Source organism: Bifidobacterium saguinibicoloris, from assembly GCF_019331725.1.
GTDB classification, from domain to species: Bacteria; Actinomycetota; Actinomycetes; order Actinomycetales; family Bifidobacteriaceae; genus Bifidobacterium; species Bifidobacterium saguinibicoloris.
Genome location: NZ_JAHBBF010000007.1, coordinates 40,548 through 56,422, shown reverse-complemented (window position 1 = coordinate 56,422; position 15,875 = coordinate 40,548). Strand labels below are relative to the sequence as shown.

Here is a 15,875-nt window from a genome sequence, read left to right as displayed (position 1 = left end):
AACCAGCCGTGAAGAACAAAGGAACCAACATGTTGCTTGAACTCGACCACATCTCGAAGATCTACGGCGACCTGCACGCCGTGGACGACCTCAACCTCACCGTGCCGCAGGGCGAATGGCTGGCCATCGTCGGCTCGTCCGGATCCGGCAAGACCACGCTGATGAACATGATCGGCTGCATGGACACCCCGTCCAAGGGCTCCGTCTCGCTGGAGGGACGCAAGCTCGAGGACCTCAACGCCGCGCAGCTCGCCGACGTGCGCAAGAACATGATCGGCCTCGTGTTCCAGAAGTTCTACCTCGTGCCGCACCTGACCGCCGTGGAGAACGTGATGGTCGCCCAGTACTACCACTCTGTGGTGGACGAGAAGCAGGCGTTGGAGGCGCTCGACCGCGTGGGATTGAAGGACCGCGCCCACCACCTGCCCGGACAGCTCTCCGGCGGCGAACAGCAGCGCGTGTGCATCGCCCGCGCGCTCATCAACGATCCCAAGCTCATCCTCGCCGACGAGCCCACCGGCAACCTCGACGAGAAGAACGAGAAGATCGTGCTCGACCTGTTCCGCCAGCTGCACGACCAGGGCACCACAATCATCGTCGTCACGCACGACGCCCTGGTGGCGAGCTGCGCCGAACGCGAGATCATGCTCAACCACGGCGTGCTCGTCGGCGAGAAATGGAACGACGAGAAGGCGCGGGCCGCGTACGAGGCGGCCGGCGGACGTCCGGCGTTCACCGGCTCCACCGAGGAGGGCGCCCAGCGCGAAGGCGACCTGCCCATTGGCTTCGCCGACCCCACCAAGGCGGCGAAGACCGGCGGCGAGGAGTGAGACGCCTGCCTATGCATGGCGTTTATGCATAGCGTTGATGCATGTGCGTTCCCTCCGGAGTGGACGAGTAGACGAATAGGATGGTGGATATGAGCGATATGAGTGACGACAAGGCGAAGACGGGCGTGACCAAGGCGATCGCCGTCACCGCCGCCGCGCTCGCCCTGGTGGGCGGTGTGGCCGGCTGCGGCGAATCGAAGGCCACCCCGATGGATGACCAGTACGCGGGCAACTCCGGTGAGACCGAGAAGTCGCAGGAGGAGCAGTCGCAGTCCACGGACGGGTCCTCGTCCACGTCCGGTTCGGGGGATTCGTCGTCCACGAGCGGTTCGTCCTCGGACGGTTCGTCCAAGGACACCGGCAACTACAAGGACGGCACGTATTCGATCAACGGCCAGTACGGTCCGGTGGGCGAGGACTCCATCGACGTCCACTTCACCATCAAGGACCAGAACGTCGAGACCGTCGAGGTGATCGGGCATCCGTTCACGCAGATCTCCAAGCAGCACCAGACCGACTTCGCCAATGCCATCAACGGTGTGGTGGACGGCAAGCCGTTGAAGGGTCTCAAGGTGGACAAGGTGGCCGGCGCCAGCTGGACCTCCGACGCCTTCAACAAGGCCCTCGACCTGTGCCGTCAGCAGGCTTCCGTGCAGGAGTAGCCGCAGCGGGCGAAGCGGTTTGGCGCGGGGTTGACGGGGCGTTACTCGTACGTAGCCGCCGCCAGCCGCGCGCGCCGCTCCTGATAGGCATCCAGCGTGGGGTTCCCGCGCAGCTCCCAGAACGAGAACCGCCGCGCCTCTCGTTCCGCGGCCGAAGGCAGCGGATGCTCCACACCGCGGATCAGCACCTTTGTCACCTGTTCCACCGCCGTGAAATCGGCGAGCGGATCGCCGTCCACCGCCACGACGTCCGCGGTATAGCCTTCGGCCAGCATGCCGGTGACGCCTGCGAGTCCCACGGCCTTGGCCGCGCGCGCGGTGGCGGCGACCAGCACCTCCTCGGCGGGCAGTCCGGCCTCGTGCATCTTCACCAGCGCGGGCAGATACGCCTCCGGCGGGAACCGTTCGATGCCGAGGTCATGTCCGGCCACGACCTTCACGCCATGCCGGTACAGGTCCACCGAACGTGCGAACCAGGGTTCGCCGCCTTCGGGCAGCGGGTAGGTGGAGACCGCGGCGACGTCCACGTAGATGCCCGCCGCGGCGATGCGTTCGGCGAGTTCGGGGACGAACCGCGTGAAGCCGTCGTCGGAGACGAACGAGGCGTGCGCGATGAGGTCGGCCCCCGCTTCGACCGCCTGCTCGATGCCGGCGGTGCCGTGCGCGTGCACGGCCACGGTCTTACCGAGCCGATGCGCCTCCTCCACGCCCGCACGCAGTTCCTCGAGCGTGAACTGAGGGCGCCATTGCGCCGATCCGGGGGAGAGGAATCCGCCGGTTCCGGCGAATTTGATGGTGTCCACGCCCGCCTTGTGGTGTTCGCGGACCGCGCGGCGGATATCCGGGATGGAGTCGACCTCCGAGCCGTTGCGCCAGCCGTGTCCGCCGGTGGGGGTGATGATCGCCCCGGCGGCCACGATGCGCGGCGCGCGCACCAGCCCGTGCTCCACGGCTTCGCGCAGGGCGACGTCCGTGTAGTCGAGCGCGCCCAGCGACTGCACGGTGGTGACGCCCTGATCCGCCAGCCGTTGCGCGGTGTGCAGCGATTGCAGCGTGTTCCACGGCACGGCGATGGCGTCCGGGTCGATGACGTTCGGCTGCGTGGGGTTCCGTCGCCATTCGGTGCCCAGGTGGGCGTGCGTCTCCACGAATCCGGGCAGGAGCGTCGATGTGGGATGGTTCTCCTGCGGCCATGTCCGGTAGGGTTCCGGCAGTGCGGCCGCCGGACCGACCCATGCGATGCGTGCGCCGTCGATCGCCACGGAGGCGTCCGCGATCCATTGGCCGGCTTTGCCGGTGAACGCCCGTGCCGCGTTGAGTACGCGCCTTCCGTCCGATTGCGTGTGCGATGGTGCGGCCGACGATGCGGCCGCCCGCGTCGTCTTCCCCTGTGCCGTGTTGTCGTTGGTCATTGGAATCCGTTCCCCCTGTTCGGATGCGCCGTGGCCGTCGTGGCCGTGGCGCGATGTCGATCGATGTGCGATGTCGGTTGTGTTGTCGTTCTGCGATGCGAAGGGCCGCGCCGCTGTGCGGCGCGGCCCTTGGGTGCCGTCGTCCGGCTGCGTTCAGCCGTGTCCGGTCAGGTTCAGCCGAGCCAGACGCCGGAGAAGTCGCCGAAGGAGTCGGCGGTGAAGCGCAGGCCGTGCACCTTCGCGGCGACGGCCGCGTCCTGCGTGCGCTCGTAGATCGGAATCACCAGTCGGTTGTCCTCGATGTACTTCTGGATCTCCTGGTAGGAGGTGGTCTTCTCCGATTCGCTGCTCGTGGCGACCGCCTTGTCGAACAGGGCCTTCAGCTCCTTGGCCTGGGCGTCGGTCTTGTTGTTCTTGGCGTCGGGCGCCCACTGGCTGGGCAGGTTGTCGACGACGGCCATCGCCGCCGGGTCGGCGCGCGTGAAGGTGACCTTCGCGAGGTCGTAGTCGCCGGACGCGGTACGCGACGCCACCTCGGACTGGGTGAGCACGTCGATCTGGTAGTCGATGCCGACCTTCTTGAGCTGGTCCTGCAGAAGCACGTCGCCGGTGGAGCTCTTCGTGGTGATGTAGTGGACGGTCAGCTTCTTGCCGTCCTTGTGACGGTATCCGTCGTCGCCCTTCTTCCAGCCGGCCTGATCGAGCAGCGTGGCGGCCTTCTTCGCGTCGTACTTGACGGCGTCGGCGTTGGCCTGGAAACCGGGCGTGGTCTTGTCGATGATGCCCTGCACCACCGGGTAGCCGGAGCGCAGCACGGTCTCGGCGTACGTCTTGCGGTCGATGCCGAGCGAGAACGCCTGCAGCACCTTCGGATCGGACAGCGGGCCGTCATAGCGCACGTTCGGGTACAGGATGGAGCTGGTGCCCGGCACGGAACGGGACTGGATGGAGTTGCCGGCCTGCTTGATCTGCGCGGAATCGTTCTCGTCGAACGAATCCTCGTTGCTCGGCCAGATCACGTCGATCTGCCCGCCGTTGAGGGAGCCGATCTGCACAGATTTCTCCGGCACGTAGCTCACCTCGATCTTGTCGAGGTAGGCGTCGCCCTTGAGCGTGGAGAACGGGGACGGGCTGTTGTAGCCGTCGCGGCGCACGAGCACGGTCTTGGTGCGGGTGTCGAACTTCTCCAGCGTGAACGGGCCGGTGCCCACCACCTTGCCGGCGGCGCAACGCTGCTGGAAGGGCACGTCCGCCAGATACTTCGGGGAGACGATGCCGAGGTTCGTGGTCGTCAGCGTCTGCAGGAACGAGGAGTTCGGGGCGGACAGGTGGAATTCAACGGTGGAGACGTCGGTCTTGGTGACGGATTCCAGGCCGGTGAGCGACTGGTTGCCGGTGCTCACCGGGTGGCTCGGGTCGAGATGGTCCTCGAAGTTCTTGACCACCGCGTCCGCGTCGAACTTCTCGCCGTCGGAGAACGTGATGCCGCTCTTCAGGTGGAGCGTGTAGGTCTTGCCGTCGGCGCTCGCCGTGTAGTCCTTGGCCAGCCACGGCTTGATCTCGCCGGTCTTCGGATCCTGGTCCAGCAGCGATTCGACGATGTTGCGCTGCAGCGTGCGCGTGGTGGTGATGCCCGTCTGGAACGGGTCGATGCAGCCCACGGTATCCGTCGGCTGCGCGATGCGCAGCGTGCCGCCCTTGACCGGCGTGCCGGCGTCCGCGCTCTGCGCGTTGCCGCCGGCCGCCTGGCCGCACGCCGAGGCGAGCAGGATCGCCGCCAGCGAGGCGCAGACCGCCGCGGCCCTGCCGATGTGTGCATGTGAACGGTTCATGAAAGACCCCCAGTCGATATGCGAATGACCCGTGCGGAACCTTGAAGGTTCCCGTGTCGTTGCTTCACGAACCTACAGGGATGGGGAATCCGACACAGTCGGGTTCGTATACCCGTTGCTTATGGGGCGTTCAAGCGCCTATCAGGCGAATTGATGACCGGTCATCGAAGCGTCGTACGGCGTGACGCGTGCGTCACGCGCGGCATGGGGCGTCGGCGAACGGCAGGGCGGCGAACAGCGGGAGGCTGAAGAACACCGGAATCGGGTACCAGAACAACGCTTCGGGGGAGGCGTACAGCGAGAGCACGGTGAAGAACAGGAGCGCGTACGCGGCGAGATGCGCGCCGGCGACGGAAGCGGCGCTTCCGGACGTCCGCCGGCGGCGCACCCATCGGACGGCCAGCGCGACGCCGATCGCCGACGGCATCCACGTGACGTACAACGCCATCGCGGTAAGGGGGTTCGAGGCCTGCGGATCGCGGGCCTGCGGACGTACCCAATCGCGGACGGCGCGCAACGCGTCCCGCTTCCACTCGGGCCTGTCCGACGTGCCCATCAGCGGCGTCAGGTCGCGTGTGATGGCCTTGAGACGCGCCTGCGGCGTCCGTGCCGTGGATGGGTCCACGAATGATGCCCATTGCCTGAGATAGCCGGGGCGCAGCAGGTAGTCGGAATCCGTGGGATAGGCGAAGTTCACGGTGGGATCCCACCATCCGCGGATGGGTCCGGCGTACGCCTTGACGTACTCGTCCGGATGCGCGAGGCCCAGCCGCGCCCACACGCCCAGCGCCGCGAGCTTGTCCGACGCGGACGGGGCCGCGTCGCCGGATGCGCCGGAGGAGGTGGCTTTGCCGTGTCCCGTCCGCAGCGTGGCGAACGTCTCGTTCGTGCGATGTCGATTGATGTTCGCCGCCGCCCTGTCGAGGTCCATCACCTTCTCCAGCGTGCGGCGCTGGTCCGGCGTGATGGCCGACGGGTCGTCGTGCGCCACCTGCGCCACCGGCTGCGTGACGAGCCCCCACACCTCGCGTCCCGGCGAGACGTTCGCGTGCGTCGCCGCCGTGGCCAGCGGCGCGAACACGCCTTGCGCGAGCACGATCGCCGCGACGAGGCAGACGGCCGGCTGATGCCGGTTCGCCCGCCCCGTCCCGCGGCATACGAACAGCATGCAGACGCCCGCGCACAGCACGATGACCAGGGCCGTGCGCTTCGAGGCGACCACCGCGAACAGCAGCAGCGTGAACGCCACCGCCACCGGCATGCGGCGCAGCACGCGCCCGCGCGTGCGGCACACCTCCGTGAACAGGACGGCCGCGGGCAGGAAGAACACCGTGTGCAGCGAATCCTTGCCCATCGTCGCGATCGACCCCACCACCACATAACTGGTGGCCAGATAGACGAGGCCGAGCGCCCGCAGCCACCGCGGCACGCCGATCTTGCGGATATAGCACAGCAGGAACGCGGAACCCGCGGCCAACGCCAGAACCTGCACGAGCGTATACAGCGCCTCGCCGGCGAGCGGCGAGCCGAACGCCGCGCCCGTCCTCCAGAACAAGCCGAAGACGAGCGTGTCGAACAACGGGTGCTGCGTGTAGTAGCGGTGGATGCCGGCCGACTGCAGATACTGGGCGAGCGTGTCGTCGCGCATCGAGCCCGGCCAGACGAGCACGAGCCACGGCGTCCACGCGGCCAGCAGCACGAGCATGTACGGCAGGAACCGTGCGCGCATCGCCCTGCCCATCGTCGAAGGGAAGGACCGGTTCAGGAATGCGAGAATCCGCGGCGCCGCAAGCGCGGCCGCCGTGCGGATGTTCGAAAGCGAGTGCCCCACAGGCGCCCAGTGTAGTGCGGCGGTGTGCGTGGTGCGTTCCACGATGGGACGCCGGGCGCACGCGCGGCGTGCGCCGCGTCGTACAATCCGGGGAAACGCACTGGCACGGAAGGGGACCATCATGCCGGAACATCAGACGAACCAAACGGGCATCGCATCGTACGCATCGAACGCGACGGGTGCAACGAACACGGGCACATCGCACGCATCGGACGCCGCGACCATCCACATCCCGGCGAACCCGCAACGGCTCGGACTCGCGCGCGTCACACGGAACGTCGCGTACAAGACCGGCGCCGACGACCTCGTCATGGACATCATCGCACCGCAGAACTCCGGCGACGCGGACGACCGCCGCTATCCCACCGTCGTGTTCGTGCAGGGCAGCGCGTGGACCACACCGGACCGCGACTACGAACTGCCGCAGCTCGCCGAACTCGCGCGCGCAGGCTACGTGGTGGCCACGGTGAACCATCGCAACGCCTCACGCAACCCGCAGCACGTGTTCCCCGCCTACCTCGAGGACGTGAAGGCCGCCATCCGCTACCTGCGCGCCAACGCCGCGCAATGGCACGTGGACCCGGAACGGCTCGGCATCTGGGGCACGTCCTCCGGCGGCAACACCGCGCTGCTGGTCGGCATGACCGCCGACGACCCCCGCTACGAGGACGGTACCTGGCCGCAGGCGGGCGACGCCGTCGACTTCGTGGTCGCCTGCTTCCCGCCCACGGACCTGACCGAGGCGATCGACGCGTTCGGGAACGAGGACGATCCGTTCCGTCTCTACTACTTCGGGCCGTTCGCGGCCGTGGTGGGCGCCACGCCCGCCACCGGGCTCGACGACGCGGTGCGCTCGCGGGCCGCGGAGATGAGCCCGTATCTGCACGTGGAGGACGGGCGCGGCTACCCGCCCATGCTGCTGTTGCACGGCACCGGCGACACCGTGGTGCCGTACCGGCAGTCGGTGAAGATGCGCGACCGACTGGTCGCCCACGGCTACGACGCGCGGCTGGTCCTCGTGGACGGCGCCGAGCACGAGCAGGACTTCTGGAGCCGGGCGGTGCTGGACGAGATCTTCGGGTTCATCCGCGAGCACAGCTGAGCGGGGAGACCCGGGTGAGGCGGCCGCCGAGCAGGACGGCCGCAACCGCATGCGCCGCTACGCCACCACCTTGGTGCTTTCCACCTTGGCCACATACCACTGGTTGAACCTGACCAGCGGCTTCCTGAGCACGAGCCCGACGAGCAGCAACGGCGGCACGAACAGGAACAGCTGCCCGAGGGCGCGCCAATAGTCCATGTCGTAGACGCCGGCGATGGCCGCACGGATCATCGTCACCGAATGCGTGACCGGCAGGAACGGGCTGATCGCCCCGATCCATCCGGGCAGCACCTGCAGCGGGTAGGCGGCGTTGGAGCCGGAGATCTGCACGATGAGCATGAGCACGCCGATCGCCTTGCCCACGTTGCCGAAGCTCACCACCATCGTGTACGCGAAGAACGAGAACAGCAGCGAGCTCGCCCAGCCGGTGAGCATGAACAGCAGCGGGTGCACGGCCTGCACGTGGATGAACAGCAGCGCGCCGCCGAAGGAGAACGTGCTCTGCGCCAGTGCGATGAGCGCGAACACCCCGTAATGCCCCAGATACATCTGATGCGGCTTCGGGTCGCCGAGTTCGCGGCGCACGCGGCGCGAGACGGTGGTCTTGAGCGTCACGGCCATGAGCAGCGCGCCCACCCACAGCGGGATGACGAGGTAGAGCGGCGCCAGCGAGGAACCGAAGTTGTCCACGGGGAACACGGCCTTGCGCTTGAGCGCCACGGGCGCGGCGAGCGTGGCGGCCAGGGTCTCGGGGTTGTTGCCGAGCACCTCCTTGACCATGCTCATGTCGCCGCTGTCGAGCGCCTTGGCGAGCTTGTCGTTGAACGTGCCGAGTTCGGTGCCGGCCTTGGTGAGCTTGTCGGCCACGCCGGTGAGCGTGTCGTGCACGTCCTTGAGGCTGGCGTTCGCGTCCTTCGCGGTGCCGTCGAGGTCCTTGAGCGTGGTCTTGAGCTTCGCGGCGCCGGAGTCGAGCACGCGCGTCGCGTCGTTCACTGAGGCGTTGAGCTTGGTGAGCTGCGGTTTCACGTTCGCATCGAAATCGGCCTTCACGCCGGCGATGCTGGCCTTGGCCTGCTTGGCGAGCTCCTTGACCTGCGTGTGCTGGTCCTGTGCGCTCGAGTTCTTGGCGCGTACGGCCGCCGCCGCGTCGTCGAGCCGCGACTTCACGTTGGCCTGCAGGTCGATGGCGGCGTCCAGCTGGGTGAGCATCGGGTCGAGCAGCGATTGCAGGTTGCCGGGCAGCTGCTGCTGCAGCGAGGCGATGTCGTCGCGGATCTTCCGGTATTCGTCGATCTGCGCCTGCACGTGCGACGACTGCGTGTCCAGCGCCTTGGCGGTGTCCTCGGCCTGCGTGCCGGCCGTGGAGTAGAGCCCGTCGATGGAGTCGGCCACGGCGCCGTAGCTGTCGGCGCTGGTGGACAGCGCCTGGGAGAGGGCTTCGGCCGCGTCGCCCATGGCTCCGGTGAGCCCGGTGGCGCTGGTCTTGGCGCTCTTGAGCTGCTTGCCCGCGTCCGTGGCGGCGCTGGAGGCCTGGCCGAGCAGCTGCGTGGAGTTGGTGAGCAGCGTGCCGGCGGCGTCGGTGAGCGAGGCGTAGTCGTTGAGGGTGGAGGCGCCGTCGGTGAGGCTGGTGGCGAAGTCGCCGATGTTGGCGCTGAACCGGCCGAGCGCGGCGGACGCCTTCGGGTCGGACAGGTCGTCGGCCAGCTGGGAGGCGATGGACAGCGCCGTGCCGGTGAGCGTCTCGGCGAACATCTCGTTGATCTGCGTGCTGACCTCGCTGGCGCCCTCGGTGGTGAGGTTCGGGGCGAGCGCGTTCTTCTTCTCGTTCTCGTAGTAGGCGATGTCCACGTTGGAGGCGTCGGCGGAGAAGAACGTCATCATCTTTTGGCTGAAGTCCTTGGGGATGACGATGGCCGCGTAGTATTTGCCGGATTTGGTGCCGTCGATCGCGTCGGTCTTGGTGGTGATGGTCCAGTCGAGCTGCGAGTTGGCGCGCAGCGTGTTGACGACGGTGTCGCCGATGGTGATCTTCACCGGGATGAGGTCGGACTGGTAGCCCTTGTCCACGCTGGCCACGGCGAACTTGAGGTTCTTGAGGTTGGCGAACGGGTCCCAGCTGGCGGTGATGTTGAACCAGGAGAACAGGCCGGGGATGACGGTCAGTCCAATGACGATGATGACGGAGACGATGTTGCTGAACAGCCGGCGCACGTCGCCGGTGAACAGGTGCCAGATGGTCCTCATTGCGCGTGCCTTCCTTCGTGTGCGTCGTGTGTGCCGTGTGTGGGGTCGATGATGTCGGTGAAGTCGATGTCGCCGGGGGTGATGGGGGCCATTCGCTGCGTGACGGCCTGATCCGTGCCGGTCGTGCCGGCCTTCGTGTGCGCCGCATGCGACGGCGCGGCCGCCGGGGCCAGCGGATTGGCGAGCTTCTCGCGCACCCGCTCGCGTTTGCGTGCCCGGGCGCGCGCCTTGGCGCGTTCGCGTCGCTGGATGTAGGCGCGGATGGCGTCGTCGTCCAGGTTGCCGAGCTCGCGCTGGCGGCGCAGGCTGTCGTGCATGTATTCGATGGTGATGAGGAACGCGATGATGATGAGGATCCAGATCAGCCAGGCGAGCATCGCCTCGAGCTTCGTGTTCGGTGTGAGCGAGAACGTGACCGCCAGGATGACGGGCACGACGAGCCCGGCGACGAGCGCGCCGCGCTTGAGGCGCGGGTAGTGCACGGCGAACTGGGCGGCGCGGCGTTCGAGGCCCTCGCGGTAGTCCTCGTGGTCGCTCAGGACGCGCAGCGCCGCGGAGACGCGGTATTCGGTGCCGGGCATGTGCACCTGCTCGCCGATGATGATGTCGCTCTCCTCGATTTCGCGCGCGAACAGTCGGTTCACGTTCGCCATGAGCGGCCGGATGAGCAGACCGAGCGCGAACGAGGCGATGACGAACAGCAGCAGGTGGCCGATCTTGTTGAGCCAGTGGCCGTCGTAGAAGCCGCCGATGGCCTCGCGGAACGCGTCGATGGAGTAGGTGAACGGGAAGAACGGGTACAGGTTGCGGAAGAAGTCCGGCATCATCTCGATGGGGTACAGGCCGGACGCGCCTGGGATCTGCAGGATGATGAGCGCCACGCAGATGCCCTTGCCCACGTGCAGGAACGTGGTGGAGAGCGCGTAGACGAGCGAGGCGTACACGAACGAGGTGATCATGCCGGTGAGGATGTACATGAACGCGTTCACGGTCTGCACGCCGATGACGAGGTTGCCTACCGTGGTGACGAATCCCTGCGCGAGCGCGAGGATGGCGTACAGGAGGAAGCGTCCCATGTAGCCCTGTGTGATGGTCATGTTCTCGATGCCCTCGTCGTCGGTCTCGAGTTTGAGGATCACGGCCAGCGCGAATGCGCCCACCCACAGCGCCATGTTGGTGAACAGCGGCGCCATGCCGGAGCCGTACGAGTTCACCGGGTAGAGGATCTGCGTGTCGAGCACGGTGGGGGAGAGCATGAACTTGGCGATGCGTTCGGTGTCGAGCTTGCCGTCCTCGCCGAACAGGCCGGAGAGCGCGCTGGAGGTGTCGAGCGCCTCGATGTCGGTGCGGACGGTGGCGATCTTGTCGGCGGTGCGTTCGAGCGCCTTGTCGGTGTCGGCCAGGGCCTTCTTCGTGTCGGCGGCGGCCTTGTCGAGCTGGTCGAGCACGGTGCCGGTCTGGTCGATGAGCGTGGATTGCGCGGTGAGTCCGCCGCCGAGCGTGCCGGCGGTGCCGGCGAGCGATCCCAGCGATGCGTTGAGTTTGGGCAGCGCGCCGGTGGTGAGGGCGGTGCGCGCGTCGCCGGTGGCGCCGAGCGTGGTTTGTGTGGCGTTGTTGAAGTTCGTGGCGAGCCCGTTCACGGAGGTGATGGTGTTCGCGGTGTCCTTGGTGAGGGTCTTCGCGTCGGCGAGGGTCTGCGCGGTGTTCGCGTTCTGTTTGTCGAGCCGGTCGACGATCTTCTGGAGCGCTTCGACGCCGTTGGTGCTGGGCAGCTGTCCGATGATGCCGTTGAGCTGGTCGATGACCTTCTTGTTGGCCGTGTTCACGGCGGTGAGCGTGGTGACCGCGTCGTCCGCCGCGCCGTTGGCGGCGGCGAGTCCGCCGGTCACCTTGCCGATGCTGTCGGTGGTCTGCTGCGAGGTCTGTGAAAGGAGCGTCGAGCCGGTGTCGAGCGCGCCGGACGTGTTGGTGACGAAGCCGTTGAGCGTGGTCTGCGTGCCGCCGATGATGTCGGAGACGCTGGTGAGTCCGTCGCTGGCGTCGGTGCCGAGGCGTTTGACGTCGTCGAGTGCGGTCCGCGCCTGTTTCGTCTTGTCCGGGGTCTCGTCGAGCTTGGCGCTGAGTTTGGCGATGGATGCGCGGGTCTTGGTGATGTCGCGTTCGGCGTTCTCCAGCGATTTCAGGGTTTTCGTCTGGATGGAGCCCGCGGTGAGGCCGGCCTGGTCGGTGGCCTTGTTCACCGCTTCGGAGAGCGTCTTGCTCACGGTGGAGACGAAGGTGCCGTTGACCTGGTTGTCCACGGTGCTCGCGCCCACGTCGGTGATCTTCGGCGCGATGGCGCTGGCCTTCTCGTTGACGTAGTACCTGAGTTCGGGCCGGCCTCCGCCGGTGACGACGCCGGCCAGGCGGTCGCTGAAGTCTTTGGGGATGACGATGGCCGCGTACGCCTGTCCGGATTCCACGCGGTTCAGGGCTTCGGTCTCGTCCGCGAACGTCCAGCCGAGCTGGTGGTTGGCCTTGAGCTGCGTGACGATCTGGTCGCCGAGGTTGGCCTTGCCGATGAGCGCGTTGGTGGTGCCCTTGTCGTTGTTGGCGATGACGACCTGAATGCCCTGCGTGTTGCCGTACGGGTTCCAGAATCCCACGATGTTGAACCACGCGTACAGCGGTGGTATGAATACCAGGCCGAAGGCGATCACCCACGCGGCCGGCACTCTGAGCATGCGGATGAGGTCGCGCTTGAGGATCGCGAGAACGTTGCCCATGCCTGTCTTCCCATTCCTTGCTTCGGTTGTTTCTCCGCGGGCCGCCGGCCCGTGCGCTCCGTGATGTCCGATGCCTGCGCCGCCGTGTGCGGTCCGTTGCGGCATCATGTCTTGACGTTCCGTCAATTTTGGGCCGACGGAAGGCCGCCATCCGCCACTGTAGCCGAGGGGAATGGAGGAATGGTGGGGATTGCCGTGTTGGTGGTCAATCTGTCTAATTAATGGATTCGGTAATCCGCATGACGAAGCCCCCGCATCGCGGTGCGCGATGCGGGGGCGGATGGGAACCGGCGGGAAGCCTCAGGAGGCGATGGAGTCGCCGGAGGAGGACGAGCCGTCATACGACGAGCTGGAGCCGCTGGAGGAGCCGGAGCCGCTGGACGAGCCGCTGGAGGAGCCGGACCCGTTGGAATCCGAGGAGCCGTCGGAGCCGGAGCTCTGGCCGCCGGGGCCGCCGCCGGGCATGCCCATGCCGCCGCCTTGGCCGCTCTGGCCGCCGGGCGCGAAGCCCTCGGACGAACCGCCGGACATCTGTCCCATCTGGCTGGTCTCCGGGGAGCTGGACTTGGTCAGCGCGCTCACCGTGTAGCCGCCGGCCACGCCGCCCAGCAGGCCGCACACCAGCGTCACGCCGGCGATGATGGCGATGGTCTTGCCGCCCAGCTTGCGCCCGCCGTCCTTGCCGTCCTTGACGGCCGTCGCCGCGCCGGAACCGTTCGCGGGAGCGCCCGGTGCCGCCGGCGCGTATCCGTAGCCGCCGTTGCCGGTGGGTGTTCCGGAGCCGTATCCGGCTCCGGCATAGCCGCCTTCGACCGGGGGCTGGTACGTCGGACGGTAGGTCTGCCCGGTGCGCGGGTCGACGCCGTACGCGGTGCCGAACGCGTTCTGCGCGCCGTACTGTTCGGTGCGGGGTTCGGTACGCGTCGCCTCCGCCGCCGTCGGTGCGGCGGGTTGTGCGGCGGCCGGCTCCTGGACCGGCGTGGCCGCCGCTTCCGCGGTGGGGCGCTGTTCGATGACCGTGGTCTCGGCCGCGCTCCGGCCGTCCGCCGTTGCTTCCGCGGGCGGGAGGGTGACGGTCGTGTCGTTGACGGGGTTGTTGGTGGAATCGTTGGTGGTGCTCATGATGATGCCTTTCGTGGGTGATGCAGTGTGATGAAACGGGAATCGTCGGAATCGGATGGGGTGGTGCCGCGGCCGTCACCGGCCGCGGCGGAACGATCTCACATCGACCAGGAGGTCGACGTGCCGAACCGGTTGTCGTACGCGGAACGGTCGATGAGGTCGCTGCTGAGCTCGGTGTCGTCGGACGTGGCCGCGTCGGGCAGCGACGTCGAGTAGTCGCCGCTCACCGTGACCGTTACGTCGGAATCGCCCTGCACGACGGTCTTGCCGCCGGACGTGATGGTGACGGTCCTGCCGGACGCGTCGACGACCTTGCCGCCGGACGCCACGTTGAGCGCGGAGACGGTGGTGTCGTCGGTCACCACCCACGTGGAGGAGCCGTCGACGTTCACCGTGATCGGGGCGTCGGTCTTCGCGTCGTCCGTCGCGCTCGCGTTCTCTGTGATCGAGGCGGAACCGGTCCACGTCGAGCCGTCCAGCAGGTTTAGCGTGACCGACGAGATCGTGTCCGCCGAAACCGTGCCCTCAAGCGTCTGGTTGCGCCCGGTGAACGTCACTGTCGCGCCGTTCGATCCGGCCGAACCCCAGTTGTTGGCGTCATTGCCGGCCGCCGTGATGAGCGCCGCCTTCGAGGAGTCGAAGTCGAGCGTGGTGTTCGAGAGGACCACGTCGGCCGTGGTGTTCGTGAAGTAGAACATCGAGCCGGACTGGATGGACGACTTCAGCGTGGAATCGGCCGTCTGGAACGTGGCGTGCTCGCCGGTCGTGGACTCGGCGTCGCCGGAGGTCGACTGGTAGATGATGACGCCGTTGGCCACCGGGTCGCTCGCCGTCTTGTCGGTGATCGTGCTGGTGAGCGTCGAATCCTTGATGAGGATCGTGTTGAGACCCTCCATGCCCGCGATCTGCGAGCCGGAGGAGGTGCCGGTCACGTTCGTCACCTGGATGTCGCCGGTGGAGTACAGCAGCGGGGAACCGGAGCCGGCCGTCGTGAGGTCGGCGTCGTTGAGGGAGATCGAGCCGCCGCCGCGGTCCGTGGCCACGGTGGCGGAATGGTCGCCCTGCGTGTCCGCCGTGACCTCGCCGGCAAGGATCGTGCCGCCGTAGGTGGCGTCCAGCGCTCGCGAGTTGTCGCCGGTCGTGGCGATCGTCGTGTCGTTGACGAGCGCGGTGCCGGAGTCCGTGGCGAACACGGCGTTCGAGCCGGACGAGTCGGCGGTGAGCTTCGAACCGGAGATCGCGGTGGTCGAGCCTTCTCCCACGGTCAGCGAGATGGAGTTCGTGCCGTAGAAGTTGTTGTTGTCCGCATTGTCCGAATCGCCCGATTTGGTGAGCGTGCCGTCCGTGATGGCGAGCGTGCCGCCGTTCTGCGCGAGGGCCGCGTTCTGGTCCGATGAGGTTGCGGACGTGGTCTCGCCGTCCGACGTGACCTCCTTGCCGTCGGCGGTGAGCGCCGCCGTGTACGTGCCGGTGTAGTCGTAGCTCATGGTGTCCGCGCCGCCCATGCCGCCCATCTGGTTGGTGATGGTGCCGTTGGCGCCGGATCCCGTGCTCGTGGCGCGCAGGACGGCCATGCCGGCTGCGCCGCCGCCGAAGCCGACGACCAGGGCGGCCGCCGCGGCGAAGCCGACGACCGCGCCGGTGGAGGAGGCGACGGCGCGGCCGCGCGCGTCGCGCCTCGCGTTGCGGGTGCCGTCCGCGGCCTTGAGGGCCGGGATCCGCCGCTTGCCGGATGCCTGATGCAGATGCTTCATGATGGTGCCTTTCCTCGCGCCCGTCTCGTGCTTGCGGTGACGGGCGTCTTCGTTGTTGATACCCAGTACACCGCCCGTTCCGGGGAGCGCCCTTGCGTGGACGTGCAGGTCGTCTTTGACCTTGCGAAGCGTGCTCTGCATGATTCTTGGACGTTTCCTGAAAGCGGTTCCGTCTGGCGTGGCCGATCGAAGAATATGGGCTGGAATACCCGTTATCTGCGGTTTGCAGAGCCGAATACCCGTTTGGGCACCATCGAATCGGGTGTTTGACGCTGCAAATCCCGGAGAACGGGGGTTTGGGCAGGGTGTGGAGGTCTCTTG

The 15,875-nt window shown here is 67.3% G+C and carries 11 protein-coding genes; 4 read left to right on the top strand and 7 right to left on the bottom strand.

The genetic code is table 11. The features are described from left to right. Positions 1 to 29: 29 nt before the first annotated feature. Together KIH78_RS06060 and KIH78_RS06055 are read left to right on the top strand one after the other, a co-directional pair. Positions 30 to 830, top strand: a complete 801-nt coding sequence (locus KIH78_RS06060; RefSeq protein ID WP_219131660.1) for an ABC transporter ATP-binding protein — start codon at positions 30 to 32, stop codon at positions 828 to 830. A gap of 80 nt (positions 831 to 910) precedes the next feature. Further along, complete coding sequence (locus KIH78_RS06055) at positions 911 to 1,492, top strand: FMN-binding protein (protein ID WP_420830128.1); 582 nt, start codon at positions 911 to 913, stop codon at positions 1,490 to 1,492. A 41-nt stretch (positions 1,493 to 1,533) separates the two neighbouring features. On the opposite strand, the gene KIH78_RS06050 is transcribed toward KIH78_RS06055, so the two are convergent. From KIH78_RS06050 to KIH78_RS06040, 3 genes are all read right to left on the bottom strand, one after another. Next, a complete protein-coding gene (locus KIH78_RS06050) occupies positions 1,534 to 2,904 on the bottom strand; it encodes an amidohydrolase family protein (RefSeq protein WP_219131659.1) in 1,371 nt (456 codons plus the stop codon). Positions 2,905 to 3,077: 173 nt separating this feature from the next. Next, on the bottom strand, positions 3,078 to 4,736 hold the full coding sequence (locus KIH78_RS06045; protein WP_219131658.1) for an ABC transporter substrate-binding protein: 1,659 nt from the start codon (positions 4,734 to 4,736) through the stop codon (positions 3,078 to 3,080). Positions 4,737 to 4,929: 193 nt separating this feature from the next. Then, entirely contained in the window at positions 4,930 to 6,465 is a 1,536-nt protein-coding gene (locus tag KIH78_RS06040) for a DUF6020 family protein (protein WP_236034464.1), read from the bottom strand. A 223-nt stretch (positions 6,466 to 6,688) separates the two neighbouring features. On the opposite strand from KIH78_RS06040, the gene KIH78_RS06035 reads away from it, so the two are divergent. After that, positions 6,689 to 7,669 (top strand): alpha/beta hydrolase, encoded by a 981-nt coding sequence (locus KIH78_RS06035; protein ID WP_219131657.1) that lies wholly within the window; start codon positions 6,689 to 6,691, stop codon positions 7,667 to 7,669. A gap of 57 nt (positions 7,670 to 7,726) precedes the next feature. Here KIH78_RS06035 and KIH78_RS06030 read toward each other — a convergent pair whose 3' ends face one another. From KIH78_RS06030 to KIH78_RS06015, 4 genes are all read right to left on the bottom strand, one after another. Continuing rightward, positions 7,727 to 9,913, bottom strand: a complete 2,187-nt coding sequence (locus KIH78_RS06030; protein ID WP_219131656.1) for a YhgE/Pip domain-containing protein — start codon at positions 9,911 to 9,913, stop codon at positions 7,727 to 7,729. Next, complete coding sequence (locus KIH78_RS06025; protein ID WP_219131655.1) at positions 9,910 to 12,678, bottom strand: YhgE/Pip domain-containing protein; 2,769 nt, start codon at positions 12,676 to 12,678, stop codon at positions 9,910 to 9,912. The genes KIH78_RS06030 and KIH78_RS06025 overlap by 4 nt, the downstream gene beginning before the upstream one ends. 300 nt (positions 12,679 to 12,978) lie before the next feature. Continuing rightward, positions 12,979 to 13,800, bottom strand: coding sequence for a hypothetical protein (locus KIH78_RS06020; protein ID WP_219131654.1), 822 nt, complete (start codon positions 13,798 to 13,800; stop codon positions 12,979 to 12,981). A gap of 98 nt (positions 13,801 to 13,898) precedes the next feature. After that, positions 13,899 to 15,554, bottom strand: coding sequence for a beta strand repeat-containing protein (locus tag KIH78_RS06015; RefSeq protein ID WP_236034463.1), 1,656 nt, complete (start codon positions 15,552 to 15,554; stop codon positions 13,899 to 13,901). Here KIH78_RS06015 and KIH78_RS06010 point away from each other — a divergent pair. Further along, positions 15,540 to 15,824, top strand: a complete 285-nt coding sequence (locus KIH78_RS06010) for a hypothetical protein (protein ID WP_219131653.1) — start codon at positions 15,540 to 15,542, stop codon at positions 15,822 to 15,824. The genes KIH78_RS06015 and KIH78_RS06010 overlap by 15 nt on opposite strands. Positions 15,825 to 15,875 lie beyond the last annotated feature (51 nt).

What these genes read in the sequence shown, in the direction of transcription:
- KIH78_RS06060 (WP_219131660.1), top strand. Translation starts at nt 30, where the DNA reads ATGTTGCTTGAACTCGACCACATCTCGAAGATCTACGGCGACCTGCAC.
- KIH78_RS06055 (WP_420830128.1), top strand. Translation starts at nt 911, where the DNA reads ATGGTGGATATGAGCGATATGAGTGACGACAAGGCGAAGACGGGCGTG.
- KIH78_RS06050 (WP_219131659.1), bottom strand. Translation starts at nt 2,904, where the DNA reads ATGACCAACGACAACACGGCACAGGGGAAGACGACGCGGGCGGCCGCA.
- KIH78_RS06045 (WP_219131658.1), bottom strand. Translation starts at nt 4,736, where the DNA reads ATGAACCGTTCACATGCACACATCGGCAGGGCCGCGGCGGTCTGCGCC.
- KIH78_RS06040 (WP_236034464.1), bottom strand. Translation starts at nt 6,465, where the DNA reads ATGCGCGCACGGTTCCTGCCGTACATGCTCGTGCTGCTGGCCGCGTGG.
- KIH78_RS06035 (WP_219131657.1), top strand. Translation starts at nt 6,689, where the DNA reads ATGCCGGAACATCAGACGAACCAAACGGGCATCGCATCGTACGCATCG.
- KIH78_RS06030 (WP_219131656.1), bottom strand. Translation starts at nt 9,913, where the DNA reads ATGAGGACCATCTGGCACCTGTTCACCGGCGACGTGCGCCGGCTGTTC.
- KIH78_RS06025 (WP_219131655.1), bottom strand. Translation starts at nt 12,678, where the DNA reads ATGGGCAACGTTCTCGCGATCCTCAAGCGCGACCTCATCCGCATGCTC.
- KIH78_RS06020 (WP_219131654.1), bottom strand. Translation starts at nt 13,800, where the DNA reads ATGAGCACCACCAACGATTCCACCAACAACCCCGTCAACGACACGACC.
- KIH78_RS06010 (WP_219131653.1), top strand. Translation starts at nt 15,540, where the DNA reads ATGCAGATGCTTCATGATGGTGCCTTTCCTCGCGCCCGTCTCGTGCTT.
- KIH78_RS06015 (WP_236034463.1), bottom strand. Translation starts at nt 15,554, where the DNA reads ATGAAGCATCTGCATCAGGCATCCGGCAAGCGGCGGATCCCGGCCCTC.